General features: G+C 34.2%; 28 protein-coding genes and 1 pseudogene. 23 read left to right on the plus strand and 6 right to left on the minus strand.

Annotated features, from left to right (window positions below; translation table 11 throughout):
* Both HMPREF0367_RS05225 and HMPREF0367_RS05230 read left to right on the plus strand, forming a co-directional pair.
* The coding region (locus HMPREF0367_RS05225; RefSeq protein ID WP_035401923.1) for an LPXTG cell wall anchor domain-containing protein at positions 1–515 on the plus strand (515 nt) is incomplete at its 5' end.
* 76 nt (positions 516–591) lie between these two features.
* Positions 592–1,503, plus strand: coding sequence for a Type 1 glutamine amidotransferase-like domain-containing protein (locus tag HMPREF0367_RS05230; RefSeq protein WP_148449376.1), 912 nt, complete (start codon positions 592–594; stop codon positions 1,501–1,503).
* On the opposite strand, the gene HMPREF0367_RS05235 is transcribed toward HMPREF0367_RS05230, so the two are convergent.
* The 6 genes from HMPREF0367_RS05235 to HMPREF0367_RS05260 all read right to left on the minus strand — a co-directional run bounded on the left by HMPREF0367_RS05235 (position 1,492) and on the right by HMPREF0367_RS05260 (position 9,095).
* Positions 1,492–3,561, minus strand: coding sequence for a sensor histidine kinase (locus HMPREF0367_RS05235; protein WP_051335190.1), 2,070 nt, complete (start codon positions 3,559–3,561; stop codon positions 1,492–1,494). The two genes, HMPREF0367_RS05230 and HMPREF0367_RS05235, sit on opposite strands and share 12 nt — an antisense overlap.
* A 1-nt stretch (position 3,562) precedes the next feature.
* On the minus strand, positions 3,563–4,270 hold the full coding sequence (locus HMPREF0367_RS05240) for a response regulator transcription factor (protein ID WP_035401925.1): 708 nt from the start codon (positions 4,268–4,270) through the stop codon (positions 3,563–3,565).
* A gap of 110 nt (positions 4,271–4,380) precedes the next feature.
* Positions 4,381–4,968 carry a TVP38/TMEM64 family protein gene (locus tag HMPREF0367_RS05245; RefSeq protein ID WP_035401928.1) on the minus strand — a complete coding sequence of 196 codons (588 nt, stop codon included), beginning with the start codon at positions 4,966–4,968 and terminating at the stop codon, positions 4,381–4,383.
* 90 nt (positions 4,969–5,058) lie between these two features.
* Positions 5,059–6,918, minus strand: coding sequence for an ABC transporter ATP-binding protein (locus tag HMPREF0367_RS05250; protein ID WP_035401929.1), 1,860 nt, complete (start codon positions 6,916–6,918; stop codon positions 5,059–5,061).
* Positions 6,911–8,653 (minus strand): ABC transporter ATP-binding protein, encoded by a 1,743-nt coding sequence (locus HMPREF0367_RS05255; protein WP_035401931.1) that lies wholly within the window; start codon positions 8,651–8,653, stop codon positions 6,911–6,913. The genes HMPREF0367_RS05250 and HMPREF0367_RS05255 overlap by 8 nt, the downstream gene beginning before the upstream one ends.
* Positions 8,634–9,095, minus strand: coding sequence for a MarR family winged helix-turn-helix transcriptional regulator (locus HMPREF0367_RS05260; protein WP_035401933.1), 462 nt, complete (start codon positions 9,093–9,095; stop codon positions 8,634–8,636). The genes HMPREF0367_RS05255 and HMPREF0367_RS05260 overlap by 20 nt, the downstream gene beginning before the upstream one ends.
* Before the next feature lie 126 nt (positions 9,096–9,221).
* Between HMPREF0367_RS05260 and rlmD the strand changes: the two genes are divergently transcribed.
* From rlmD to HMPREF0367_RS05360, 21 genes and pseudogenes are all read left to right on the plus strand, one after another.
* Positions 9,222–10,535, plus strand: coding sequence for a 23S rRNA (uracil(1939)-C(5))-methyltransferase RlmD (gene rlmD / locus HMPREF0367_RS05265; protein WP_035401936.1), 1,314 nt, complete (start codon positions 9,222–9,224; stop codon positions 10,533–10,535).
* A gap of 20 nt (positions 10,536–10,555) precedes the next feature.
* A complete protein-coding gene (locus tag HMPREF0367_RS05270; RefSeq protein WP_022356203.1) occupies positions 10,556–11,224 on the plus strand; it encodes a response regulator transcription factor in 669 nt (222 codons plus the stop codon).
* Positions 11,225–11,305: 81 nt separating this feature from the next.
* Positions 11,306–12,217, plus strand: coding sequence for an ABC transporter ATP-binding protein (locus HMPREF0367_RS05275; protein WP_035401938.1), 912 nt, complete (start codon positions 11,306–11,308; stop codon positions 12,215–12,217).
* An 8-nt stretch (positions 12,218–12,225) separates the two neighbouring features.
* On the plus strand, positions 12,226–12,972 hold the full coding sequence (locus HMPREF0367_RS05280) for a hypothetical protein (RefSeq protein WP_169815938.1): 747 nt from the start codon (positions 12,226–12,228) through the stop codon (positions 12,970–12,972).
* Between the two features lie 83 nt (positions 12,973–13,055).
* On the plus strand, positions 13,056–13,946 hold the full coding sequence (locus tag HMPREF0367_RS05285; protein ID WP_035401941.1) for a sensor histidine kinase: 891 nt from the start codon (positions 13,056–13,058) through the stop codon (positions 13,944–13,946).
* A gap of 8 nt (positions 13,947–13,954) precedes the next feature.
* Positions 13,955–14,617, plus strand: coding sequence for a phosphatase PAP2 family protein (locus HMPREF0367_RS05290; RefSeq protein WP_035401943.1), 663 nt, complete (start codon positions 13,955–13,957; stop codon positions 14,615–14,617).
* Positions 14,618–14,681: 64 nt separating this feature from the next.
* Positions 14,682–15,536 (plus strand): YybS family protein, encoded by an 855-nt coding sequence (locus HMPREF0367_RS05295; RefSeq protein WP_248660666.1) that lies wholly within the window; start codon positions 14,682–14,684, stop codon positions 15,534–15,536.
* A 13-nt stretch (positions 15,537–15,549) separates the two neighbouring features.
* Positions 15,550–17,514, plus strand: coding sequence for a GGDEF domain-containing protein (locus HMPREF0367_RS05300; RefSeq protein WP_035401947.1), 1,965 nt, complete (start codon positions 15,550–15,552; stop codon positions 17,512–17,514).
* Positions 17,495–17,944, plus strand: coding sequence for a 50S ribosomal protein L9 (gene rplI / locus HMPREF0367_RS05305; protein WP_022356197.1), 450 nt, complete (start codon positions 17,495–17,497; stop codon positions 17,942–17,944). The genes HMPREF0367_RS05300 and rplI overlap by 20 nt, the downstream gene beginning before the upstream one ends.
* A 3-nt stretch (positions 17,945–17,947) precedes the next feature.
* Complete coding sequence (gene dnaB / locus HMPREF0367_RS05310; protein ID WP_015535299.1) at positions 17,948–19,294, plus strand: replicative DNA helicase; 1,347 nt, start codon at positions 17,948–17,950, stop codon at positions 19,292–19,294.
* On the plus strand, positions 19,284–20,030 hold the full coding sequence (locus tag HMPREF0367_RS05315; RefSeq protein ID WP_035401949.1) for an MBL fold metallo-hydrolase: 747 nt from the start codon (positions 19,284–19,286) through the stop codon (positions 20,028–20,030). Before dnaB ends, HMPREF0367_RS05315 begins: the two co-directional genes overlap by 11 nt.
* Before the next feature lie 53 nt (positions 20,031–20,083).
* The gene (upp, locus tag HMPREF0367_RS05320) at positions 20,084–20,704 is read left to right on the plus strand and encodes a uracil phosphoribosyltransferase (RefSeq protein ID WP_015535298.1); all 621 of its coding nucleotides are present in this window, start codon (positions 20,084–20,086) and stop codon (positions 20,702–20,704) included.
* Positions 20,705–20,881, plus strand: coding sequence for an AtpZ/AtpI family protein (locus tag HMPREF0367_RS10265; RefSeq protein WP_015535297.1), 177 nt, complete (start codon positions 20,705–20,707; stop codon positions 20,879–20,881).
* The gene (locus HMPREF0367_RS05325; protein ID WP_015535296.1) at positions 20,874–21,248 is read left to right on the plus strand and encodes an ATP synthase subunit I; all 375 of its coding nucleotides are present in this window, start codon (positions 20,874–20,876) and stop codon (positions 21,246–21,248) included. Before HMPREF0367_RS10265 ends, HMPREF0367_RS05325 begins: the two co-directional genes overlap by 8 nt.
* Positions 21,241–21,945, plus strand: a complete 705-nt coding sequence (locus HMPREF0367_RS05330) for a FoF1 ATP synthase subunit A (RefSeq protein WP_051335191.1) — start codon at positions 21,241–21,243, stop codon at positions 21,943–21,945. The genes HMPREF0367_RS05325 and HMPREF0367_RS05330 overlap by 8 nt, the downstream gene beginning before the upstream one ends.
* A gap of 18 nt (positions 21,946–21,963) precedes the next feature.
* Positions 21,964–22,209, plus strand: coding sequence for an ATP synthase F0 subunit C (atpE, locus tag HMPREF0367_RS05335; RefSeq protein WP_015535294.1), 246 nt, complete (start codon positions 21,964–21,966; stop codon positions 22,207–22,209).
* A gap of 15 nt (positions 22,210–22,224) precedes the next feature.
* The gene (gene atpF, locus HMPREF0367_RS05340; RefSeq protein ID WP_035401965.1) at positions 22,225–22,740 is read left to right on the plus strand and encodes a F0F1 ATP synthase subunit B; all 516 of its coding nucleotides are present in this window, start codon (positions 22,225–22,227) and stop codon (positions 22,738–22,740) included.
* A complete protein-coding gene (atpH, locus tag HMPREF0367_RS05345; RefSeq protein ID WP_035401952.1) occupies positions 22,734–23,264 on the plus strand; it encodes an ATP synthase F1 subunit delta in 531 nt (176 codons plus the stop codon). The genes atpF and atpH overlap by 7 nt, the downstream gene beginning before the upstream one ends.
* 12 nt (positions 23,265–23,276) lie before the next feature.
* Positions 23,277–24,812: a F0F1 ATP synthase subunit alpha gene (atpA, locus tag HMPREF0367_RS05350; RefSeq protein ID WP_035401954.1), complete on the plus strand. Its 1,536-nt coding sequence runs from the start codon at positions 23,277–23,279 to the stop codon at positions 24,810–24,812.
* Positions 24,799–25,644 (plus strand): ATP synthase F1 subunit gamma, encoded by an 846-nt coding sequence (gene atpG / locus HMPREF0367_RS05355; protein ID WP_035401955.1) that lies wholly within the window; start codon positions 24,799–24,801, stop codon positions 25,642–25,644. The genes atpA and atpG overlap by 14 nt, the downstream gene beginning before the upstream one ends.
* A 10-nt stretch (positions 25,645–25,654) precedes the next feature.
* Positions 25,655–25,839: pseudogene (locus tag HMPREF0367_RS05360) on the plus strand (F0F1 ATP synthase subunit beta); the annotation flags it as partial.

The raw sequence follows: 25,839 nt of genomic DNA on the forward strand, positions 1-25,839 counted from the left end.
ATGCAGGTTACCATATCGATAAGTGGGTTGATGAATCATCAACTGATCTTGGAAATGGTACAGCTCCAAAATTTGGGGATGTAACATATACGACAAATCAGACATTTACAGTAAGCTTTGCTGAATTAGAAAGTGTAACAATTCATTATGAGGCAAAAGATGGTGGTTCTGTAACAAATACAGAGGATGTAATTAATCCTGAAATCGGAACTCCTGAGGGAAGTAAAGCCGTATGTAATGATGGCTATGAATTTGATGGATGGTATCTAAATGATGAAAAGATTAGTAGTGATTTAGAATTTGTACCAACAAAGAATGCTGAAGATCGTTATGAAGAAGCTACATATGTAGCCGTATTCAAAAAGAAAGAAATTCCGGCTGATCCAGATAAGAAAGACGATGACACAAATACTTCAACAGAAACAAATATGAATGCATATATGACTATGTTAATAGGCTCTGGATTATTAGGAGGCTTACTTCTAATTCTTCGCAAAAAACGCGAACAGGAATAAAAACAGAAATTTGACTCACACTTAATGGTGTGAGTCTTTTCTTGATTTTGGTTCTAAATTGTATTTTAATCTATCTATGGAATTAATATATTTACTTGATAAAAATGAATTTGAAACACATATAGTGAAGAAAAAGAAAGAATATATCCTCTATTCATGGAATACATTAAAGTTATATGTAAATAAATGGCAGGGTGGGATGTTGATCTTAGATTCCAAAAAATTGAATATTGAGACGTTTTTTGATGAAAAGAAGCGTTTATTATATCGCTGTTTAAAACTGGATGAAGAAGCGTATAAGGATTTTATGCCTTATCAATTTAAGGGAATTAAACATTGTTTGATGAACACCAGTATGATTGATGAAAAGTGGTGTTATCCAATATTAAGAAAGTTGATCAAGCCAGATGATGAAGTCTGTGTATTAGCTTTCAGCTTTTTTAATGATACCAAAAACAGTAATGACTGGGACAAACAATATGCCAAAGGACAGGGAATCTGGTATCGTTCAAATACGGATGTCTTTTTTAAATATGGATTGAAGGAAAATCAAATACATTGGGTAAATTATTTTAAAGACTCTAAAGAAGATGTGTTAAAAAAAGTGCTTGGCAGTTCTATTTTACTTTTGACGGGTGGAGCACCTGATCTTATGATGAAAAGAATCAAGGAGTTTAAGCTAAAGAAGATTTTAAAAAGCTATCAAGGATTGATGATTGGATATAGTGCAGGTGCCATGATACAGTTAAAAGAATACCATATAACACCAGATGAAGATTATCCTACTTTTCAATATTTACCAGGTTTAGGATGTATAGAAGGTTTTAAGATAGAAGTGCATTATCACGCTTCCAATATTCAAAAACAAAGTATAGAACGAGTTCTAAAAGAAAAAGGACAACCAGTCTATGCCATCTATGAGGATGGAGGATTGATTGTCCATGATGATCAGATTGAATCTTTTGGTCATGTAGATTTATTTGAATAATGGAAGCTTTAAGATGGCTTTAAATACATCACCGTCAATTTCAATTTTAAACTGACCATCTTGAATTTCCGCAAAGCTTTTAATGATCGCAAGGCCTAGGCCACTGCCACTTTCATGTCTGGAAGCATCTCCTCGTACAAATCTTTCTGTGATCTGTTCTGGATCAAAGTCTAAGAATGTCTTGGAGATGTTTTTATATGTGATGGTCGCAAAGTTTTTTTCTTTTTTGCATGTTACGAACACACGCGTATTTTCCAATGTGTATTTTGAAATATTTGAAATTAGATTTTCAAAAATTCTGACAATTTTATCAGGATCAAATATACAGTAAATATCTTCGTCATCGTGTTCAAAGACAAGGATCAAATTCTTTTCTTCCAATAAAGACATATTTTCTGCATGAACTTGTTCCATAAATTCGATCAAATTGATTTTTTGTGGTTCTAAATCGATATTTCCGCTGTTTGCTTTGGAAATTTCAAATAAATCTTGTATCAAATTATTTAAACGGTCTGTATAGTTGGTTAATGTTGTTAGATATTCATTTCGTGTTTTTGAATCCAGATCTGGATCATTTAATAATTCAAGATAATTTTTGATACCTGTTAGAGGTGTTTTTAGATCGTGAGAAACATTTGTGATCAGTTCAGTTTTTAAATTCTGTGATTTGATCTTTTCTTTTAAACTTGTTTCAAATCCGACTTGAATTGAAGATAATTCATATTCTAAGGAATTGAAGATGCCAGCATCCTGGTTTTGCGTGATTTCAAAATCACCTTTTGCCAAAGACATCGCATGTTCAAGCGTTGATAAATAATCTTCCTGAACTTTGTTTAATTGTTTTTTTAGATAGAAGAAACAAAGGAGTCCATAACCTATCGCTAGAAGAATACCAAAAGGACCAAATAAGCATAAAATGATGCATGCAAGGGTATTGATTCCAACAAAGATCAATAACTTCTTATTTAAATCGTTTGCTAAATCAAAAGAAGCGGTCTTGTCCAAAAAGAGCTTGATATAAGAAATAAATATGCCGGTCAGACTGTTTGTCTTTAAAAAGTGCAGAGGCTTTTTCTTGATCATATTTTTAATATAGACATAAGCACAGGCTATCGTTGTAAATGTAATGATGTAAACAATAAAATTAAGTAAATAACAAATTAATTGAGGTTGAAAGATCTTATATTGTTCTAGCCATCTTAAAATAGTTCCATTCATTGTTTTTCCAGAAAGATAAATACTTCCTGCCAATAAGAGTGTTAAAGCACTTGTATAGAAAATAACCGCAATTTCTAATTTCATGCGTACAGCTGAACAAAATGGCTGTGCTTTTGTTTCAATCTCAATTGGAAATATTAAGACAAACACCAGAATTATCAATGCAACGATAATGAGCGCAAAAATTAAAAATTGTGCAAAAGCATCGGGTATATTTAGAGAGTTCACTATGATTTTTTGATTGGATTCAAGATCTTTAGGAATATAAAAAGTAAAAGATATATTTTTAGGTAAGTTAATATATACCTGATTATACGCGTTTCCATTTAAAACAACATTGGCTTGCTCATAGACATAATATAGGTCATCCTCATTTAAAAAGTCATAGTAATAATAGGAGGAATTCTGTGAAGCTTGAACGGATTCATTGTCAAAATAGATTTCATTATAATAAAGCGCCTGAGATTTATCTAACTTTTCTGGCATATTGTGTGATATCGTTTGATCATTGTAATGAATTTCATACCCAAAGTTTTCATCGTTATCTAATAGCGTAGTATATTGAGAAAACATAGAACGAAGACTGCTGTTGACACTGGCTTTTTGTTCATCAGAGATTGCACCATTACTTTCATCAAATTGGATCATCTCATAATTAGGATCTAATTCAGCGGCTTTTTCCAGCATAAGATAAGAAATAGCTTCTACTGTTTGATCTCCTAGAGCGAATTCATCGTAGGTAGCATTTTCCTGAACATTTTTGAAAAGTCCAAGAATGACCATTGTACAAACTGTGATCAAGATAAAAAAGCTGGTGATAAAAGAATATCTGTGCTTCATGTTATACCTTCTCTATTTTATATCCAATGCCCCATACAACTTTTAGATAGACAGGTTTTTTAGGATTGACTTCAATTTTTTCGCGAAGCTTTCGTATGTGTACCATGATTGTTTCTGTATTGATAGCTTCTTCCTTCCAAATGGTTTCATAGATTTGGCTGGCTGAAAAGACCCGTCCAGGATGTTTGATCAAGAGTTCTAAGATCTGGTATTCCTTGGGGGTTAAATGAATTGGTTTATCTTGAATCTTTGCCTGTTTGGTCAAAGTATCTAACTCTAAATCTCCAACGATGTATTTTCCAGTATTCTTGGTACTTGTATTTTGATTTTTAAGTTCTAGAATTTGTTCATATCTTCTTAATTGGGAACGAACCCTTGCAATCAATTCCATAGATTCAAAAGGTTTAGTAATATAATCATCCGCTCCAATATTTAAACCAAATATCTTATCCATGTCTTCACTTTTGGCGCTTAAGAAAAGGATAGGAAAGTCATATTTTTTACGAACTTCCATGACCATGGTGATTCCATCCATGACAGGCATCATAATGTCAACGATTGCAAGATGTACATCATTTTCATGGATTTTTTCAAGACCTTCTTTACCGTTTTTAGCTAAAATTACATGATAGCCTTGGTTTTTCATATAAATTCCGATTGCTTCTCGAATTCCTTTTTCGTCTTCAACAACTAATACTGTGTGTTCCATACTTCATATACCTCGCTATTTATTTTATCATTTCTGATAATGAATATAAAAGCCAAATCCAGCACATACTATTCCAATTGTATAAATTAAGATCTCTATCATAAATCCTCCTAAATAAAATGGTCGATAATTTTCAATATTTCACTTAACCCAAATGAGTAGGCAATCAAAGCTAAAGGTTTTCCTAAAATAATAATCATACTGAATTTTTTTAAGGTCATGCTGGTAAGGCCGGCAATCATGCACAGTATGTCATCTGGAGCACATGGAAAAAAGATAGCAGCTGCAAAAAATCTATCGAATTTCTTACCTTTATCTAACCATCCGATATATTTGTCATAGGTTTTTTGATCACATACTTTAAGAATAAAGGTTTTGCCATATCTTTTGACTAATAAGAAAGCCAGAATAGAACCTATGACTAGTCCGGCATAATTATAGACAAATCCCCAAATAGGTCCAAATGCAACAATTCCCAAAGCTGAACTTGCACCACCTGGAATGATTGGAATGATTACCTGAAATATTTGAAGCAGGATAAATAGTAAAGGAGCAAATATACCGGTTTGGTTTAATAATGCCTGTAATTTTGTTGAATCAGTAAAATATCCTTGACTTAAGAAATAAAGAATCAAACCAATCAAGAAGAGCGTTCCTAAGATGGTTGTCACTTGAAAAATTCTTTTTGTATCTGTCATATCTATCACCATTATTAGGATATAGAATAAAACTTAGGATAAAATGGTATAAATTCTTAAATTTTTCTAAACAAATAAAAAAGCCTTGAACTATTCAAGTTCAAAGGCTCCTGTGTATAACTGGTAGTATGTACCTTTTTGTTTCAATAACTCATCATGATTTCCACGTTCAATGATTCGACCATTTTCAAGTACCATGATTGCATCTGAGTTTTGGATTGTCGAAAGCCTATGCGCAATTACAAATACGGTTCTACCTTCCATCAGTTTATCCATACCATCCTGAACGATCTTTTCTGTTCGTGTATCGATGGAGCTTGTTGCCTCATCTAAAATCAATACAGGAGGATTGGCTACAGCTGCTCTGGCAATTGATAATAATTGTCTTTGTCCTTGAGAAAGACTTTGGCCACCCGCTGTTAACTGTGTTTGATAACCATGTTCTAGATGTTTGATAAAATCATGAGCATTAGCAAGTTTGGCAGCAGCGATACATTCTTCATCGGTTGCATCCAGTTTACCATAGCGAATATTATCCATGATCGTGCCGGTAAATAAGTTTGTATCTTGTAAAACGATGCCAAGACTATGGCGAAGATCATCTTTTTTGATCAATTTAACATCGATTCCATCATATGTGATTGATCCGTTTTGAATATCATAAAAACGGTTGATCAAGTTCGTTATTGTTGTTTTACCAGCACCAGTTGCCCCAACAAAAGCAACTTTTTGACCTGGTTTAGCATAAAGATTGATATCATGTAAAATCGTTTTCTTAGGCGTGTATCCGAATACAACATCATTGAAACGAACATCGCCTTTTAAAGGAACATATTCAATAGCTCCATTAGCTCTTGGATGTCTCCAGCACCACTTGCTGGTATTCTTATCTGTTTCATGAACATTACCATCATCATCGTAATATACACTTACAAGCGTAACTTTACCATCGTCGATTTCTGGTTTTTCATCCAGTACAGAGTATATACGTTGTGCACCAGCTCCTGCCATAACAACAGCATTTAATTGTTGAGAAATCTGTCCGATAGGTGCGTTAAATGAACGATTTAACTGTAAGAAAGCAGCAATAGTTCCTAATGTTAATCCCGCCATGTTATTGATTGCAAGAATGGAACCTACAACAGCAGTTAATACATAAGACACATAGCCGATATTCATTACGATAGGCATTAAGATGTTGGCAAACATATTGGCATTTGTGCTAGCTTCAAAAAGCTGCTCATTAAGTTTATCAAAATCTTTAATACTGTCTTGTTCATGTGTAAAGACCTTAATAACTTTACATCCTTCCATCATTTCTTCAATAAACCCATTAACAATACCTAAATCTTTTTGTTGGCGACGGAAGTAGAAACTTGATTTTTTGGTGATCAAACGACTGGTAATAACCATGATTCCCCCCATAATCAAAGTTACAATTGCAAGAGGAATATTTAAAATCAACATTGATATAAATACAGAAATCATCGTTATCAATGAGTTAATCATCTGTGGTAAGCTTTGTGACAGCAATTGACGCAATGTATCCGTATCATTTGTATAAATCGACATGATGTCACCATGAGCATGTGTATCAAAGAATTTAATTGGTAGAGTTTCCATATGTTCAAATAATTCATCACGAATTGATTTTAAAGTTCCTAAAGAAACTGTAACCATGATACGATTGAATGCATAAGTAGAAAGAATGCCTACAATATAGATACATATTAATGTCATAATTGCTTGGATCAATGGATTAAAGTCAGGTGTTTCCTGAGATAACATCGGTGTAATATAATCATCAATCAAAGTTTTTAAAAACATGCTGCCATAAACATTGGCAAAAGCAGAAACGATAATTAAGATTAATACTGAAATACATGCTAATTTATATCGATTAAACGTTTCCTGCAGAACGCGTTTTAATCCATAGATAGTACTATTCACTTAAACTACCTCCTTTCTGCTGAGCTTCGAAAGTTTCACGATACTGTTTGTTTGTTTTTAATAACTCTTCATGTGTCCCTAGACCAGAGATGATTCCATCATCTAAAACTAGGATTTGATCAGCATCTTGAATAGATGAAATACGCTGAGAAATAATAATTCTTGTTGTATCCGGAATTTTTTCTAAGAATGCCTGGCGAATCAAGGCATCTGTCTTAGTATCGACAGCACTAGTTGAATCATCTAAGATCAAGATTTTTGGTTTTTTCAATAAAGCACGGGCAATACATAAACGTTGTCTTTGTCCACCGGATACGTTTGTACCTCCTTGTTCAATATATGTGTTATATTTATCAGGCATTTTTTGGATGAATTCATCGGCTTGTGCTAATTTGCAAGCTTCAATGATTTCTTCATCTGTTGCATCATCATTACCCCAACGCATGTTTTCTTTGATCGTACCCGAGAAAAGCACGTTTTTTTGTAATACCATAGCAACATTGTCACGCAATGTTTTTAAATCATAATTTTTGACATCTTTGCCAGCTACTTTCACTGAACCGGATGTAACATCATATAAGCGAGGAATCAATTGTACAAAGCTTGTTTTGGCACTACCTGTAGCTCCTAAAATTCCAAGCGTGGAACCACTTGGGACATGTAGAGAAACATCATCCAAAACAAAGGATCCATCATCATGTTTACCCGTTCCATAATTAAAATAGACATGATCAAAAACGATATCACCGTTCTTTACCTCTTTTAAACCATTTTCAGGTGATGTTAAAGAACTCTTCTGATTGATAACTTCGGTAATACGTTGTGCACTAGCTACAGACATGATGACCATAACAAATACCATGGATAACATCATTAATGACATGAGAATGCTTGTGGTATATGTAAACAAGCTCATTAATTCTCCTGTGGTCATAGAACCACCAACAATCATATGTGCTCCTAACCATGAAATCAGCAGGATACATCCATATACGCTAAGCTGCATTACGGGAGAGTTAAAGATTAAGATTTTTTCAGCTTTTTGTTGGATTTTGAAAATCAAGTCACTTTCTTTATGGAATTTTTCGATTTCATGATCTTCACGAACATAAGCTTTCACGACACGAATTCCGGATACATTTTCTTGAACGCTGGCATTTAAATAATCATATCGCTTAAATAAACGACGGAAAATTGGGTGAACAACCATAGAAATGCCAAATAAAACGATACCTAGAAAAATTATAACTCCAACAAAGACTAAAGCTAGTTCATGATTGATCATAAATGCCATGAACAATGAGGAAATCAACATCAACGGGGAACGAACACAAACGCGAATCAACATTTGAAATGCGTTTTGAACGTTTGTGACGTCCGTCATCATACGAGTAATCAAGCCGCCTGTTGAATATTTATCAATATCAGCAAAAGCGAAGTTTTGAATGTTTTTATACTCAGCTTCGCGTAGATTTTTAGCAAATCCACTTGAAGCAATGGCGGCATGTTTTCCGCTTAAGGCACCAGCAATTAATGAAATAATAGCTGCTATTAGCATAATGAAACCATAAATCCATATGACCTTCATATCACCGTTTTCAATTCCCTGGTCGACTAAAATAGCCATTAAATAAGGAATTAAAACTTCCATGATAACCTCAATAGCAACATAGATTGGGGTCTTGATCGTATTAGATTTATATTGTTTGATCTGACTAATCAATGTCTTTAACATGGTTCTCTTCCTCCTTTATTAAATTATCTTTCACTTTCGCAAGGAGTTTAAACAACAAATTTCTTTCTTCTTGCGAAAGGCCCTTTGCAATAACGCCTTCTGAATAATCGATATGTTTTTTGATCTTTTTGTCGATATCTTCTACTTTATCTGTGATTTGAATATAGCGAATCCGTTTGTCATCTGGGCTATGGATCCTTACTACATATCCTTTTTGTTCCATACGATTTAATAAACCGGTGACAGTGGGATTAGAAATATGAAAAAACTCTTCAATATCTTTTTGATTTACATGATCTTTCTTTACGTATTTTAAAAAGCGTAAAATATCGAGTTGGCTTTTGGTAAGATCAAATTCTTTTAATTGTTCATTCATGGCTTTTTCCAATTGCGATTGGATGCACCTGAAATAAAATCCATACCCATATTTACGGTTATTCATCTTGCCCTCCTTTTTTTTCATAGCACGCTATCTATAATTCATAGCACGCTATTTATTATAGTGAACATATTATAATTGTCAATACGAATTGCACTTTTTATAAAACTCAGTTATTATACTTTTGTTATGAAGAAGAATGAAGAATATGTCGTTACTTGTATAGATGAAACAAATCAAGCCGCAGGAATTGTAAAAATTGATAATATGGTCGTTTTTGTTCCTGGTCTTTTAAAAGGGGAAAAGGCAAATATCCGAATATTAAAAGTCCAAAAAAGCTATGCTTTTGGAAAAATAATGCAACTTTTAGAAACAAGTCAAGATCGCATAGAACCAGCCTGTAAAGTTTTCAATAAATGTGGCGGCTGCCAATATCAACACATAGACTATAAAGCACAATTAAAAAGAAAACGTGATCATTTAGAGAATCGCGTTTTAAAAAGACTTGAAGATGTTGAAGTAAGAGATGTGTTGGGAATGAAACATCCTTTTTATTATCGAAACAAAGCCCAATTTCCAGTTCAAATCAAAGATGGAAAGATCTTGATGGGATTTTATCGTTTACATTCGAATGATATTGTCTGTTGTGATCACTGTATGATCCAATCTAAAAAAATCAATGAACTCTATAAGTTTATTCAAGAACATATAACTTTGGCTATGGCACAAGGTTTACGCCACATTTTAATGCGCCATGCGTATAAAACAAACGAATGTCAAATTGTATTTATAGGATCTAAACGAAATAATTTTGATGATTTGATTCAAAAATTGATTCAGAAATTTCCAGATATTCAAAGCGTTGTCTTTAATTTGAATACAAGAAAAGACAATGTAATATTAGGAAAAGACTATGAAGTATTATATGGACGAGAGTTCATTTATGAATCTTGTTTATCGAATAAGGTTAAGCTTCATTTTAAATCATTCTATCAAGTCAATCCTGTACAGATGGAAGTTCTGTATGAACAAGCTATAAAGGCAGCAGACCTTAATAAAGATATGCGCTGTATTGAGCTATATTCTGGTGTTGGTACGATAGGTATGGCTATTTCAAAATATGTAAAAGAAGTGATCGGTGTTGAAATTGTTCAGGAAGCAGTAAAGAATGCTAAAGAGAATTGTCGAATAAACCAGATAGAAAACTGTCATTATATTTGTCAAGATGCCACTGAATTTGCAAGAAAGTGCGCACAAAAAGAAGAGCAGATCGATGTTGTATTTGTGGATCCTCCAAGAAAAGGTATGACTCCTCAAGGCATTGAAGATATATCAACGATACAGCCGAAAAAAATTGTTTATATTTCCTGTAATCCAGAGACATTGATTCGAGATTTGATCTTGTTTAAAGAACAAGGCTATTCTTGTAAGTTTATTCAACCAGTTGATATGTTTTGTCAAACGACTGGTTTAGAATGTGTGGTTCTGATTGAAAGAGTTTAGTTTTAAGTGAGGTTTTGATTATGAACAAAATATTAATCGTTGAAGATGATAATACGATCCACGATATGGTGAAAGAATATTTAAATAAAAGAGGATTTCAGTGTGAACACGCATATTCTGGTACAGAGGCTCTGTTGGTACAAAAACAAGAAAACTGCGATTTGATCTTGATGGATTTGATGCTTCCGGGTCTTGATGGAAAACAAGCTTTAACAAAAATCAAGAAAGAATATGATGTCCCAGTCATTATTGTCAGTGCTAAAAATACAATTGAAGATAAAGTTTCTTTATTAGCTATAGGAGCAGACGATTATATTACCAAACCATTTGCCTTGGAAGAATTAGAGGCAAGAATAAATGTTCAACTAAGAAAACATCACACCGATAAGGATGATGGAATCATAGTACAAAATCTTATCTTATACCCAGATCAAAGAACGTTTCAGATAGATGATACAAAAGTTTCTTTAACAAAACATGAATATCGTATCATGGAACTCTTGATGCAGTATCCTAAAAGAGCATTTTCTAAAAAAGATATCTATGAATATGCATGGGATGATATTTATGCAGCGGATGACAAGACTGTGTCTGTTCATATTAGTAATATCCGTAATAAATGTAAAGGACGTGATATTATCGAAACGGTTTGGGGAATAGGGTTTAAATTAAAATTGGAAAGAGAGTAAATCTTTAAACTTTCTTTCCTTTTTCTTTGATGTTTTTAAAATATTCTTTTTTATACTTAAGTCATGAAGGAGGAATCCAAAATGGACAAATATGCGATTGAAACGAATCTTTTGACCAAGAAGTATCGCCATACGACCGCTGTAGATCAAATATCATTACAAATTGTGCAGGGAGAAATATTTGGTCTTATTGGTGAAAATGGAGCTGGAAAATCTACATTGATGAAGATGCTTTCAGGAATGGTCAATAGCACCAGTGGTGATTTTAAGATCTTTGGTCATAAACCTTCAGAAGACAAATACTTATATCGTCGAATGGGGGTATTGATTGAAGAAGCCGGATTATTAGGTTCAATGACAGCTTTTGACAATATGAAAACCAAAGCTTTAGCACTAGGATGCAATGATGACAAAAGACTTTGTGAGCTGTTAGAACTTTGTGATATTGCACACACAGGAAAGAAAAAAGTTAAAACGTTTTCTATGGGGATGAAACAAAGACTAGCGATTGCAATGACACTTATTCAAGATCCGGATTTATTGATTCTTGATGAACCTACCAATGGTATTGATCCAAAAGGTTTTGAAAGTATACGAAAGCTTTTAATTCGTCTTAATAAAGAAGAGCGAAAAACGATTCTAATTAGTTCTCATATTTTGGAAGAATTGAATAAAGTAGCAACCAGCTATGGAATCATGAAAAAAGGTAAGTTGATCGAATGTGTTACAAACGAAGAATTAAACCAACGATGCCGACAGTATTTGCAAATAAAGGTTGACTCTTCTTCAAAAGCAAGCATGCTTTTGGAGCAAATGTTAAGCATTTATTCTTACGCGGTTATAGATAAGAATACATTACATATTTTTGATGAGGTTAGCTCGGATAAAATCATAAAAATGCTTGTAATGAATGATATAGCTGTTTATTCATGCATGTTAAATTCTCAGTCTTTAGAGGAATATTTTCTAAGTAGAAATGGGGGAATTGAATAATGTTGAATATGTTAAGAAGTGATTTGTATCGTATATTGCATATTCGTTCTTTCAAGATAGGTGTTTTTATCATGTCGATCATGACGATTTGTTTAACAATGCCTTCCGTGAACGTTATGTCAAATACTGCTTTTGCGAACTACGATGCGCAGATTGGTAATTTTGCCGAATATTTATATTATTTTCCAAAGAGTGCTATTTTTATGATTATTGTTATGTTGATGTATGTTATCTATCTAAATGAAGAATATACTTCTGGATTTATAAAAAATGTGTATCCGTACCAAACAGACAAATTAAAACTATCGATATCTAGATTATTGATCTTTGTAATTTATTATATTGTATTTTCATTTATAAATATCATTTTTTCTTTGATTACAGTCGGTTTCATACAAGGTCGATTTGGAACAATTTCTATTTTTGATTATGTTATTTATTATTTGATTCAACTTTTATTAGCGACGGCTGTTGGATCATTTCTGGAATTGTTCATTCATTTAAGCAAAAAGAATATAGTCTCTACCATTCTAATATTTTTATATACATTTGGAATTTTGTTTGGGATGGTATATATATTCTTTCAAGAATGGTTTAATTTGTCAGTGTATGAAAATGCTATTTATTATTTATCTGGAACATTACCTTATCGTATCTCGGATGTTTATTTAAACACTATGATTGTAGGTATCTTTGCTCTAGGTATTGGTGTTTTATTAAACATGGTTATTTTGAAGAAAAAAGACTTAGAATAAACTTGTTTTTATGAAGTGCTAAAAATAGAATAAAGTTAAGGGTCATTGAATGGCCCTCTTTTCTATAAAAGGAGAGGTTGTTTATGGTAGAATTGATTGTTTTGGTTTTAGCGATTCTTTGTGTTTATTTGATTTTTAAATACATGGGCTTAAAAAAGGAAATTATGTCTTGCCAAGATCAGATAGAGTATATTCAAGAAAATAATAGCTCTATGCGAATTTCTTCTAGTGTACGTTATAAACCTTTGTTGAAAATCATAAAGCTTTTTGAGACGCAAAGGGAAGATAATAAATCTTTATATGTTAAACATTTGCATCAGGAAGAAACGATCAAAGAATTGATTTCGAACATCTCTCATGATATACGAACACCATTGACTAGTATTCAAGGATATGTAGAAATGCTTGAAAGTGCAAATCGAGATGAGCAGGTTCAGTATATTGATATTATCACAAAGCGATTAAACGATATGGAAATCATGTTAGATTCATTTTTCTTATATACAAAGCTTCAAACGCAAAATAAACCATTTATTTTGGAAAAACAACCAGTTTATCCTTTGTTGTGCGATGTCCTTTTATCATATTACCCTCAATTATCGAAAATAGGATTAAAGCCGAAGATTGTTTGTGAAGACGAAAACTTAGAAGGATATATCAATGCAGATCAAATGAAAAGAGTTTTTCAAAATCTACTTGTGAATGTTATTCGTTATGGTAGTATGCCTTTTCAAATCGAACTCTATAGAAAAGAAAAAGATCTAGCTTGTGTGTTTTCCAATGCGATCAAAGGAGAACATATTGAGGTAGAACATATATTTGATCGATTTTATCAAGCGGATCATTCAAGAGGTAATAATGGAAGTGGTTTAGGAATGGCAATTGTTAAAGATCTTTGTGAAAAGATGAATATTGTCATTGAAGCCAAAATCGAGTGTGGTATAATCTCCTTCGTGATGATAATTAGAGGATAGGAGGATGCATGAAAAGAATAATGGAATGGGTCAAGGAACATAAATACTGCTACTCTTTTTTGTATTTGATTCTTTATCTTTTGGCTTTTTTTCTCATGGAACAAATCAGTGAACCACAGTATTTGATTCACAGTAATTTAGATGACAAGATACCTTTTAACAGTTACTTTTTGATTTTTTATGTTAGCTGGTATATTGCTTTTGTCGGATCTCTAATCTTTTTTATGTTCTATGATAAAAAGGATTACCAGGATCTAAGCTTCATAATGATGAATGGTACAACTCTAATATTTATCATCTATTTTCTATTTCCTAATTACACAGATTTGCGTTTTGATCTAGTACCTAGAAACATTTTTGATCAGATCGTTAATCTTTTGTGGGTCATTGATACACCTACCAATGTTTGTCCATCTTTGCATGTTTCCATTTCAACAGCTGTCATGGTTGCAGTGTGGAATTCAAAAAAATTGAAAAAAAATCATCCGGTTTGGCGGATTCTGATTATTGTTTGGCAGATCTTGATCTGTGCTTCAACAGTATTTTTAAAACAGCATTCGATCATTGATGTTTTTGCGGGATGCTTAGTTACATTGTTGTTTAGTATGATTTGTTATAAAGTGAATTGGAGAAAAATGTTAGGAAAAACAATTTTTCGCTCTTTATTATGATGCTATTTACGTTTGAATACGTTAAATAGCTTTTTTTGATAAATTTATATGTTAAAATATTGCTATGAAAACAAATCAAATAACGCGGGGAGCTATGGTTTGCGCTATTTATGGCGTTCTTTTATTTTTGAATCAACAGACAGGTTTAATGATTGAAGCCAGTGCTTCATGGCTTTTTGTATTTCCTGTGTTGATCTATACTGCCATGAGTGGACCTAAATCAGGAGCAATTGTCGGTATTGCAATGGCTTTGATGACTTTTTTGTTAGGTGGATTTACAACTTGGTTTTATAGTTGGACTTCTTTGATTACTGGATATGTTTACGGATTGGGACTCTTTTATCAATGGCGAAATATGACGAACTTTTTGATTTGTCTGGTGTTTTCGGTATTATCTAATGTATGTACGGTTGTTGTTTGGTCGTATCTATTTGGCTATGATCTTGTTAGTGAGTTTGAGTCTTTTAGAGCTATTATACCATTCATTGATATGGGAGTATTTATAATCTTGTTTGTGGCATTTTTATCTTTGCTGCAGGCATTGTGCATTCATCTTGTTTCTTTGATGATCTGTATACGAATGCATTTACCATATCGTCCTTTGACACCAATTTCCCAACAAAAAAGCTCAAAAGTAGTCGGAATCGTATCACTATTCATCTGGGGTATATTCTTTTTATCTCAAAATGTGATAGAATGTTCAAAAGGGGTCTTGGATATCATTATGTTGATATGGCTCTTTGATTGTGCTTTATTGTTGTATTATGGTGTGATCTATTTTATGTATCACAGTATTAAGCATAATAATAGACAATTCTCTTTTTTGGCAATTTTTCTGGCATTTGTTCCTGGTATTAATTTATTGTGGATGCTGATGGGGGAGTTGGATTGTTTATTTCAACTAAGAAAAAAAGTTTAGGGTAGAGGTTTATATGAAACAGTTTGAAAAGTGGCGAAGTCTGTATATCGCATCTATTATCTTATCAATTTGTTTTGTGATCTATGCGATTACTCGCACAGAATACTGGTTTACGCTAATTGGAGTTTTATTGATTATATTATTTTCACTAGCGTTTATCGGTCTTTGGAGATCATTAAGGATCCATGGAGTCAAAACCGAGGTTGATATCTCCAGAGTATTGGGGAAAGATGCTAAAGATGCTTTAAGTTTTGGCCATATTGGGATCTTGACTTATGATAATGAATATATTGTAACTTGGGCTTCACCATATTTTAAAGAAAATAATATCGATATTGTGAATCACAAACTTACATCATGGATTGAAAATATTCGTACAATTTTTGATGAAGATGTGGATGTTGTGATTGGGAAATATGAAGATAAGATTTATGAGATCACACGTAAGAGCGATGCACAAATACTATATGTACGAGAAATAACTGATTATTATAATTTGCGCCAAGACTATTTGAATAACGGAATAGTTGTAGGGTTGATGCAGCTTGATAACTACATGGAATATCAATCGTATGAAGATGAAGAGTTGATTGCCAAGATCAATACACATTTGCGCTCTCCGATCATTTCTTGGGCCAAAGAGAACAATATGTTGATTAGACGATTGAGATCAGATCGTTTCTTTGTTGTATGCAATCAAGAAATTTTAAAGAAAGTACGTTCCCAAAATTTTACTATTTTACAGGTGATCAAAGATGAAGCCAATCAACTTGATGTATCAATTACTTTGAGCATGGCTTTTGCTTATGGAACCAATGATTTTAAGATCTTAGACGGCATGGTTAATGAATTGATCGAATTGGCTCAATCACGTGGTGGAGACCAGGTTGCTATTCGCGCTTCTAGTGGAACAGTGCAATTTGTTGGAGGAAATTCGGAAACGAGCTCCACTCGTTCAAAAGTTCGTGTTCGCATTATGGCACAATCAATCCAGGAAGCAATCAATGATTCTAGTAAAGTGTTTATTAGCGGGCATATCATGTCAGATTTTGACTGTATGGGTGCAGCTCTTAGTATGTCCAATTGGGTAACGGGTCTAAATAAAACAGCGTATATCGTATTAAAAGATGTACCTAGAGATTCGCAACTTCAAGATTTGATGGATAAATATCAAGATGTTTTGCATGAAAGACATAATTTTATCACGATCAGCGAGGCGATGAGCATGATGGATTATGAAGAAGATCTTTTAATCATGGTCGATCATGGAATACCGACTATTTCAAGTGCCAAGGACTTTGTTTCTCATGCACAAAGAATTATTGTATTAGATCATCATCGTCGTAATGAGTCATTTGTCAAACATCCAATGTTAACGTATGTTGAAAGTACGGCATCATCCACATGTGAATTGATTGTTGAACTTTTGCAGAATATTCCAAATCATATTCCAATTTATGAAGCAGAAGCAACGATCATGTATTTAGGCATCTTGGTTGATACAAACCGTTTCAAAATGCATACCGATGCAAGGACATTTGAAGCGGCAGCGGCACTTCGCTCCTGGGGTGCAAATGCTGCGCTTGCTGAAAAAGCTCTTTGTGAAGATTTTTCTAGATTTACCTTGAAACATCATTTGATTCAAATGGCTTCAACTTATTTTGGTAAATATCTAGTTGTATGTGTGAATGAACCTGTAGACAAGACAATACTTGCTCAAGTTAGTGAAAGTTTATTACTGGTTCGAGGTTGTGTGGCATCATTTACGATTGGTAAAGTAATCAATGAGCCAACAACGGCTGCAATCAGTGCTCGAAGTGATGGCACTTATAATGTGCAGAAAATCATGGAAGCATTAGATGGTGGAGGTCATTTCAGTGCGGCTGCTGTAGAGAAAAAATCTACAGAACCGGAAGAATTAAAAAAGGAATTGTTACAGATATTAGAGGAGGAAGAACATGAAAGTAATCTTGCTTAAGGATGTTAAAAATGTAGGTAAGAAAGATGAGGTCAAAGAAGTAAGTGACGGATATGCGAGAAACTTCTTGATCAAAAATAAAATGGCGGTTGCTTATACCAAAGGATCTGTTAAGGTTTTAGATCATCAGTTGGAAGAAAAGAAACTGCATGAAGAAGATTTAAAAAAACAGGCTGAAAAAATTGCAGAAGAACTAAAAACTACGCCAGTTGAATTTATGTTAAATACAGGAAAAGATGGACAGGCTTTTGGTTCTGTTTCCAGCAAGCAGATTGCCGAAGCATTAAATAAAAAAGGAATTATCGTAGATAAACGAAAGATTCATATGGATATTCCTGTTTCCAGCATTGGAACAACACGTGTAAAAGTAGACTTATATAAAGGACAGGTAATTGGGGAAATTGTTGTTCAAGTACGTCCGAAGGGGTAAATTATGACTAGAGAACTTCCAAACTCTTTAAAAATTGAACAGTCACTTTTAGGATCGTTGATGATTTATCCAAATGTAATGAACGATTGTCAGGACTTAGATTTAAGTCCTGATGAGTTTTTTACGCCAAGTCATCAACGTATTTTTCAGTGCATGAAAGAAATCAAGGATAATGGTCAGCCTCTTGATATCAATACGATCGTTACGCGTTTGCAGGATAAAGATGAACTTGAAGCAGCAGGAGGAGCCGATTATATCGTTAGACTGGCAGACTCTGCAATCTCAAGTGCAAACGCAAGACATTATATCGAAACAATCAAAAACAAGGCGCAATTGAGAGCTTTGATCTATGCGGCCGATAAAATTGCCCAGGAAGGATATGAATCTCCTGAAGACATAGATACGATCTTGGATGATGCAGAACGTTCGATCATGGATGTGACAAGACAGCGTCGAGGAGCAGAGTTTGAATCCAGTCAGGAGATCGTCAATCGTGTTATTGAGGAATTAAAAGCTTTAAAGTCAAAACAGGGTATTACTGGGATCCAGACAGGATACACTGATCTAGATAAGATGACCAATGGATTTCAAAGAGGTGATTTGATCATTTTGGCGGCACGTCCAGCAATGGGAAAATCAGCACTGGCACTAAATTTTGCAAGTCAAGTGGCAAAACGAAATGAGGGTTGCGTAGCAATATTCTCACTGGAAATGCCTAGTGATTCTTTAATGAAGCGTCTAATGTCCAGTGAAAGTCAGGTTCTTTCTAATAAGTTGAGAGATGGACGTTTAAATGCAGATGAAATGTCAAGACTTTATGAAGCAGGAACTCGTTTAAGTGAAAGAAAGATTTTTATTGATGATACGAGTAGTATTAAAGTATCTCAAATTTTTTCCAAGGTACGTAAACTAAAAAGTGAATACGGGTCAATTTCGCTTGTTGTGATTGATTATTTGCAGTTAATCACAGGCTCAAGAGCTGATTCAAGACAACAGGAAGTATCCGATATATCACGAAATTTAAAGATATTGGCAAAAGAAATGGAATGTCCAGTTATTGCCTTATCTCAGTTATCACGTAAGGTTGAAGAAAGAACAGATCATGAACCGCAGTTATCCGATTTGCGAGAATCTGGATCTATTGAACAGGATGCCGATATCGTTATGTTTTTATATCGAGCTAATTATTATGACAAAGATAAAGAAGGTCAGGACGAAACTGAAGTCGTTGATCTTTCTTTGGCTAAACATCGTAATGGTAGCATTGGTAAGATTCATTTAGCCTTTGAAAAAGGAATTTCTCGATTTACGAATTATGCCAGTACAGAGGAAGATATTTATGCAGGTTGATCTATTGTGTAGCGGTTCAAAGGGGAACAGTTGTCTAATTCGAACGAAAAACAGTTCTTTATTAATTGATTGTGGATCGACAAAAAAATATTTAATGAATGCATTAGGTAGTGTAAATCAAAGAGTTGACGATTTAAATGCATTGTTGGTCACTCATGCACACACCGATCATGTATCACAACTAAAGCATTTTAGACATCTTCCTGTTTATTCATATTGCGATCTAAAAGATCTAGACAATCATCGTATTGTTAGACCGCTTCAGGAATTTGATGTCAATGAATTTCATATTCAAGTCATTTCTTTATCGCATGACAGCCCAAATACCGTTGGGTATGTAATCTATGCAGATGGCAAAAAATTGGTATATGTAACGGATACAGGATACGTTTCCAATGAAGTCAAAACATATTTAGAAAATGCTGATTATTATATATTTGAAAGTAATCATGATATTGAAACGCTTATGAATACGAATCGTCCAATGTTTTTGAAACAGCGTATTTTGGGAGATAGTGGTCACCTGAATAATTTGGATGCCAGCTCTAATCTAGCTTCATTGATCAATTCTAAAACAAAAGAAATTGTTTTAGCTCATATTTCAGAAGAAGCAAATGATCCATCTATTGCATTAAAATGCATTCATGATCATTTCTTAAAAAAGGATCTTCCATATCGTGGTGTGAATATTCGTGCTGCAAAACAGCATGAGATACTTACAATCAAGTCGTTTTAATTTTATTTTAAAAATGGATTTGTTATAATAGGTAAAGATTGCGAGGTAAAAATATGTTAACAGTATTTGATCATCCATTGATCAAGCATAAGCTTACAATTATGCGTAAAAAAGAAACGGGTACAAAAGATTTTCGTCAAAATTTAGATGAAATTGGTGGCCTAATGGTTTATGAAGTTACACGAGATCTTCCTTTGAACGAAATTCCAATTGAAACACCTTTATGTCAGACAATTGGTTATGAAATGGCAAAGGATGTTGTGATCGTTCCGATTCTAAGAGCAGGTCTTGGCGTTGTAAACGGAATACAAAATTTGATTCCTACTGCAAGGATTGCTCATATTGGAATGTATCGTGATGAAGAAACGTTAGAACCACATCCTTATTTTGAAAAATATCCTTCAAATATGGATGAGGCAGCCGTTATTATAGTCGATCCAATGCTTGCAACAGGTGGATCTAGTGTTGCGGCAATTGATATGGTTAAAAAACAAGGAGCAACTTCGATCAAGCTTGTATGCCTTGTCGGCGCACCAGAAGGAGTCAAAGTTGTTGAAGAAGCACATCCGGATGTAGATATTTATCTAGCAAGTTTAGATGATCATCTAAATGAAAAAGGGTACATTGTTCCTGGTTTAGGAGATGCCGGAGATCGTATTTTTGGTACAAAGTAAATGAAGCCGTTTACGTTTTCTGGTGTACTGTTAGTAAATATTTTATTAAGTTTATTTCTAGGATATAAATTGGATGAATGGCTAAATACGACACCAATTTTTATCATTGTTGGTTTGATATATAGTGTAGTAGGTTCAATCTACATATTGTTACATAAGGCAAATAAACATGAATGAAGTTACATCAATGAACAAAAAAATCGTAATTTATTCTCTTTTAATTGGAATAAGTGTTGCGATTATAGCTGGATTGTTGTTTAATGATATCTATGTTTTGGTAGGAGTCCTGGTTGGATTGGGTACAGGACTTATAGGATATGCTATGATTGTGCAGATGGCACTTTCATTAAAACCGGATGAGAAACTATCAAAACGTCAAGGTGCAGCTAATTATATAGTTCGTTATATTATATACGCTGTAATATTTGGATTTTTCGTCTATCTAAATATTTCAATCATTGCCTTGCTTGTGGGATTTTTATGTCACAAGCTTTCAATATTTGTTTATGCTTTATTAGAGGGAAGGATGGATAAGAATGCCTAGCATTAGTGCTTTAGAGATTCATGTTGGTTCATTCACTTTGGAAATTCAGCAGTCGATTTTAGTATGGCTGATTTTATGTGTCGTTTTTGCAACTTTCTTTATCGTTGCTGGCAAAAAAATCGAGAGACAAGATCCATCGAAAGCCAGTAAGGGAATTGTTTATATTAGTGAAGAAGCATTGAATCTGGTGCTTTTTGTGATTAAAGGAAATTTAAGAGAAACCACAAAAAAATATATCCCACTTTTTGGAACATTGATCTTGATGATGATTGCATCAAACTTGATCGGATTGATTGGATTACAAAATCCGACCAGCAATGTAAGCTTTAATGCGACATTGGCTATTACGATGTGGTTGATGATTCAAGGTAATGCCATCAAAAAAGGTGGACTTATTGCTCGATTAAAAGAGCTCACAGAACCTATGGTGATATTAACACCACTGAATATCATTGGAGAAATGGCTTTGCCAATTTCTTTGACGATGCGTTTATTTGGAAATATTTTGGCCGGAAGTATCATTACGATGCTTGTATATACATTAATCAAGGCATTAATGCCTTGGGGGGTGTTGGGACTTTCAGCAACACCATTTTTACACATGTATTTTGATATATTTTCTGGCGTGATTCAAACATATATCTTCTTTACATTAGCTTCGTTCAATTTAGGACAGCAAGTGGCAGAAGAAGAATAAACAAGGAGGAAAAACAAAATGGAATTTAATGAATTTTTCGTACAGGGTATGGCACTTTTAGGTGCTGGTATTGCCATGGTAGCGGGTCTTGGTCAAGGTATTGGACAGGGATTTGCTGCAGGTAAAGGTGCTGAGAGTGTTGCTCGAAATCCAGAAGCTGCCAGCAAGATTCAGTCAATCATGGTTCTTGGTATTGCCTTAGCTGAAACAACAGGTATTTATTCATTAGTAATTGCCATTCTATTAATTTTTATAAAAGGGTAACGATTGGGTATAGATATGGATGGTTTCAATATTGATAACTATCTGCGAATTTCTTTAACGGATGTTGTTTTAGTTTGTATCTCAACTTTTTTGATTGTTATGATCGCAAAGAAGTTTTTTTGGGATAAATTGTTAACTTTAATTTCAAAAAGACAAGCATTGATCCAAGAAAATATTGATTCTTCTGTACAATTAAAAAAAGAAGCGGCAGATATCAAAGAGCAGTATGTGGAAAAGATGAAGAATGCTGGGAAAGAAGCACATTCAATCATCGAATCTGCACGTGCTGAAGCATCGGAAGAAAAACAGCAGATATTGCAACAAACCCAGAATGAAGTTTCACGCATCAAGGAACGAGCTAAAGAAGACATAGAGCGTGATAAACGTAATGCGGAAAAAGAAATGAAGGACGCCATTTCTTCAGTTGCTTTGGAAGCAGCCAAGAAGCTTGTTTCTAAAGAAATGGATGAAGAAACACAAAAGAAATATATTGATGATTTTATCGACAAGGCAGGAAATTCTAAATGGTAGAAACTTGGACGCCTTATGCTCAAGCTATTTTTGAAATTGCAAGAGATACAGGTAAAGAAGAAAAGTATATGTCTGATCTAGAAAGCTTATCTTCAATTTGGCAGCAGGAAAAAGATTTTGTGCTTGCCTTATCTCATCCAAAGATTACAAAAGCGACAAAAAAAACATGGCTTTTGAATCTGTTTGAAGATCAGCTTGATGCAACGATGATGCAAACATTACTCGTGTTTAATGAACATGATGTGATCGCAAATTTGCCGCAGATTTATCAGGCATACTTAATGTGTTATCGCGATGCTCACGATATTGAAATCATCAAGGTGGAAAGTGCTTCTGAATTAGATGCAAAACAGAAATCTTCATTAAAACAGATGTTAGAAACAAAATTGAATAAAACTGTAGAGTTGGATATTGCCATTAAACCGGAATTGATTGCTGGGATGAAGGTATGTACAAGAGATATGGTTTTAGACAATACGGTCTTATCGCGCCTTGAAGCGATCAAAGAAAAAATAAGTGGCTAGAAAGGTGATACTATGAGTTTAAATCCAGCACAGATCTCACAATTGATCAAAGCGCAAATTCAAAATATCGACCAGGATCTAGAAATGAATGAAAGTGGTACTGTTCTTAGTATTGGGGATGGTATTGCAACAGTATATGGTCTTCGCAATGCAATGATGAGTGAATTGTTATTGTTCCCTCATGATGTATATGGTATGGTCATGAACCTTGAAGACGAACAAGTTGGTGTCGTTTTGATGGGTGAAAACAACGATATCAAGGAAGGCGATCTTGTTAAGAGAACAGGACATATCGTTGAGGTTCCGGTTGGTGATGCTATGGTAGGACGCGTTGTTAATGCTTTAGGACAACCAATTGATGGAAATGGAGAGATCCATACAACAAAAACACGTCCAGTTGAAAGAGTAGCACCAGGTGTTATGACAAGAAAAAGTGTTTCGGTACCATTACAAACAGGATTGAAGATCATTGATTCTATGATTCCAATTGGTCGTGGTCAGCGTGAGCTGATCATCGGTGATCGTCAGACCGGTAAAACGGCAATCGCAACAGATACGATCATCAATCAAAAGGGACAAAATGTAAAATGCATTTATGTTGCGATTGGACAAAAAGCCAGTACGGTTGCCCAGATTGTGGAAAAATTTAAACAATATGGAGCAATGGAATATACAACGATTGTTGTTTCAACTGCAAGTGAACCAGCACCTCTACAATATCTTACACCATATGCAGGATGTGCTATTGGTGAAGAGTGGATGGAAAATGGTGAAGATGTATTGATTGTTTATGATGATTTATCTAAACATGCGGTGGCATATCGTACAATGTCTTTGTTATTAAGAAGACCACCAGGACGTGAAGCATATCCTGGGGATGTGTTCTATCTACATTCAAGATTACTAGAAAGAGCAGCACGTCTAAATGAGGATTATGGAAATGGTTCTTTGACGGCTCTTCCTATTATTGAAACACAGGCAGGAGACATCTCAGCGTATATTCCTACAAATGTTATTTCCATTACGGATGGACAAATTTTCTTGAAAACTGATATGTTCAATGAAGGTATCCGTCCAAGTGTTGATTCAGGATTCTCAGTAAGCCGTGTTGGTTCAGCTGCTCAAATTAAAGCTATGAAGCAAGTTTCTGGCTCTTTAAAACTCGAATTAGCACAATATCGTGAGATGGAGTCATTCGCAAAATTTGGTTCTGATCTTGATGCAGCTACGATGGAAGTTTTAAATCACGGAGCTCGTTTGACACAACTTTTGATCCAGAAACAATATTCTCCAATGCGAGTAAGTGAACAGGTTGTTAGTTTATTTGCCGCAAAGAATAAATATTTGAAGGATATTCCTGTCGAAAAAGTACAGGCATATGAAACTGGCTTGATATCTTATGTAAATCGTGAATATCCTTATATTTTAGATCAGATTGAATCTAAAAAAGAATTAGATGAAGATCTTGAATCTCAGATCAAAGCAGCCTTAGATGCCTTTACCAAAGAGTTTTTACTGATGGAAGGTGCACAAGATGGCACAAAGTAGACAAGCTATCCAGGCTCGTATAAAATCAGTTGATTCAACGAAAAAGATTACAAAGGCTATGCAACTTGTCGCTTCCAGCAAATTAACAAAACAAAAACTTGCAATGGAAGAAAATCGTGAGTATGCCGATGCTCTGCAGCATCTACTTACATTAGTTTTACGTTCTACAGACGATAAATCTATATTTTTAAACGAAAATATGGGGAAACCAGCATATGTATTTGTGATTACCAGTGATATGGGGCTTTGTGGTGGTTACAATGCCAATATTCAAAGAACTGTACAAAGTGAAATTTCTAACGAAGATAAGATCATCATGATTGGTTCACGCGGGGTAAATTGGATCAAGTCTAGAGACTATAATGTATGTGATCAACTAATTGATATGAATGAAGATAATGCATATGACAAATTATCTTCAAAAGTAGTTGAAGCCTTGGATCTGTTTGAGAGGAAGGAAATTTCTAAGATACAGATTTTATATACTCACTATAAAAATACATTGACCTTTATACCAACATTGGAAACTCTTTTACCAGTAAAAAAACAATCGGAAGAAAAAAAAGAATCTCATAAGGAGATGATATTTGAACCATCTAGAGAACAGATGCTTAGCAATGTAATTCCAATGGTTACAAAATCGGTTGTTTATTCAAAATATCTTGAGAGCAAGACCAGTGAACAGGCATCAAGACGTATGGCAATGGAAAGTGCTACGGATAATGCCAACGAGTTGCAGGAAGCTCTTGAATTGGCCTTTAACCAGGCTCGTCAGGCTGCAATTACGCAGGAAATCACCGAAATTGTCGGTGGTGCCAATGCGCTGACATAGGAGGAAGAAAATGTCAAAAAATATAGGAAAAGTAGTCCAGATCATTGGGCCAGTTGTAGATATTTCTTTTGACGAAGATCATCTGCCTGACCTTTTGACTGCCATAGAAATAAAACGTCCAGACGAGGAAAGCTTGATCGTGGAAGTAGCACAGGGAATAGGTGCGGATCGAGTTCGCTGCATTGCGATGGGAAG

Origin of the sequence: Faecalitalea cylindroides ATCC 27803, assembly GCF_000469305.1 — a bacterium.
GTDB classification, from domain to species: Bacteria; Bacillota_I; Bacilli_A; order Erysipelotrichales; family Erysipelotrichaceae; genus Faecalitalea; species Faecalitalea cylindroides.

Coding starts and splice junctions, on each gene's coding strand:
- HMPREF0367_RS05230 (WP_148449376.1), top strand. CDS start 592: ATGGAATTAATATATTTACTTGATAAAAATGAATTTGAAACACATATA.
- HMPREF0367_RS05235 (WP_051335190.1), bottom strand. CDS start 3,561: ATGAAGCACAGATATTCTTTTATCACCAGCTTTTTTATCTTGATCACA.
- HMPREF0367_RS05240 (WP_035401925.1), bottom strand. CDS start 4,270: ATGGAACACACAGTATTAGTTGTTGAAGACGAAAAAGGAATTCGAGAA.
- HMPREF0367_RS05245 (WP_035401928.1), bottom strand. CDS start 4,968: ATGACAGATACAAAAAGAATTTTTCAAGTGACAACCATCTTAGGAACG.
- HMPREF0367_RS05255 (WP_035401931.1), bottom strand. CDS start 8,653: ATGTTAAAGACATTGATTAGTCAGATCAAACAATATAAATCTAATACG.
- HMPREF0367_RS05260 (WP_035401933.1), bottom strand. CDS start 9,095: ATGAATAACCGTAAATATGGGTATGGATTTTATTTCAGGTGCATCCAA.
- rlmD (WP_035401936.1), top strand. CDS start 9,222: ATGAAGAAGAATGAAGAATATGTCGTTACTTGTATAGATGAAACAAAT.
- HMPREF0367_RS05270 (WP_022356203.1), top strand. CDS start 10,556: ATGAACAAAATATTAATCGTTGAAGATGATAATACGATCCACGATATG.
- HMPREF0367_RS05275 (WP_035401938.1), top strand. CDS start 11,306: ATGGACAAATATGCGATTGAAACGAATCTTTTGACCAAGAAGTATCGC.
- HMPREF0367_RS05280 (WP_169815938.1), top strand. CDS start 12,226: ATGTTAAGAAGTGATTTGTATCGTATATTGCATATTCGTTCTTTCAAG.
- HMPREF0367_RS05285 (WP_035401941.1), top strand. CDS start 13,056: ATGGTAGAATTGATTGTTTTGGTTTTAGCGATTCTTTGTGTTTATTTG.
- HMPREF0367_RS05290 (WP_035401943.1), top strand. CDS start 13,955: ATGAAAAGAATAATGGAATGGGTCAAGGAACATAAATACTGCTACTCT.
- HMPREF0367_RS05295 (WP_248660666.1), top strand. CDS start 14,682: ATGAAAACAAATCAAATAACGCGGGGAGCTATGGTTTGCGCTATTTAT.
- HMPREF0367_RS05300 (WP_035401947.1), top strand. CDS start 15,550: ATGAAACAGTTTGAAAAGTGGCGAAGTCTGTATATCGCATCTATTATC.
- rplI (WP_022356197.1), top strand. CDS start 17,495: ATGAAAGTAATCTTGCTTAAGGATGTTAAAAATGTAGGTAAGAAAGAT.
- dnaB (WP_015535299.1), top strand. CDS start 17,948: ATGACTAGAGAACTTCCAAACTCTTTAAAAATTGAACAGTCACTTTTA.
- HMPREF0367_RS05315 (WP_035401949.1), top strand. CDS start 19,284: ATGCAGGTTGATCTATTGTGTAGCGGTTCAAAGGGGAACAGTTGTCTA.
- upp (WP_015535298.1), top strand. CDS start 20,084: ATGTTAACAGTATTTGATCATCCATTGATCAAGCATAAGCTTACAATT.
- HMPREF0367_RS10265 (WP_015535297.1), top strand. CDS start 20,705: ATGAAGCCGTTTACGTTTTCTGGTGTACTGTTAGTAAATATTTTATTA.
- HMPREF0367_RS05325 (WP_015535296.1), top strand. CDS start 20,874: ATGAATGAAGTTACATCAATGAACAAAAAAATCGTAATTTATTCTCTT.
- HMPREF0367_RS05330 (WP_051335191.1), top strand. CDS start 21,241: ATGCCTAGCATTAGTGCTTTAGAGATTCATGTTGGTTCATTCACTTTG.
- atpE (WP_015535294.1), top strand. CDS start 21,964: ATGGAATTTAATGAATTTTTCGTACAGGGTATGGCACTTTTAGGTGCT.
- atpF (WP_035401965.1), top strand. CDS start 22,225: ATGGATGGTTTCAATATTGATAACTATCTGCGAATTTCTTTAACGGAT.
- atpH (WP_035401952.1), top strand. CDS start 22,734: ATGGTAGAAACTTGGACGCCTTATGCTCAAGCTATTTTTGAAATTGCA.
- atpA (WP_035401954.1), top strand. CDS start 23,277: ATGAGTTTAAATCCAGCACAGATCTCACAATTGATCAAAGCGCAAATT.
- atpG (WP_035401955.1), top strand. CDS start 24,799: ATGGCACAAAGTAGACAAGCTATCCAGGCTCGTATAAAATCAGTTGAT.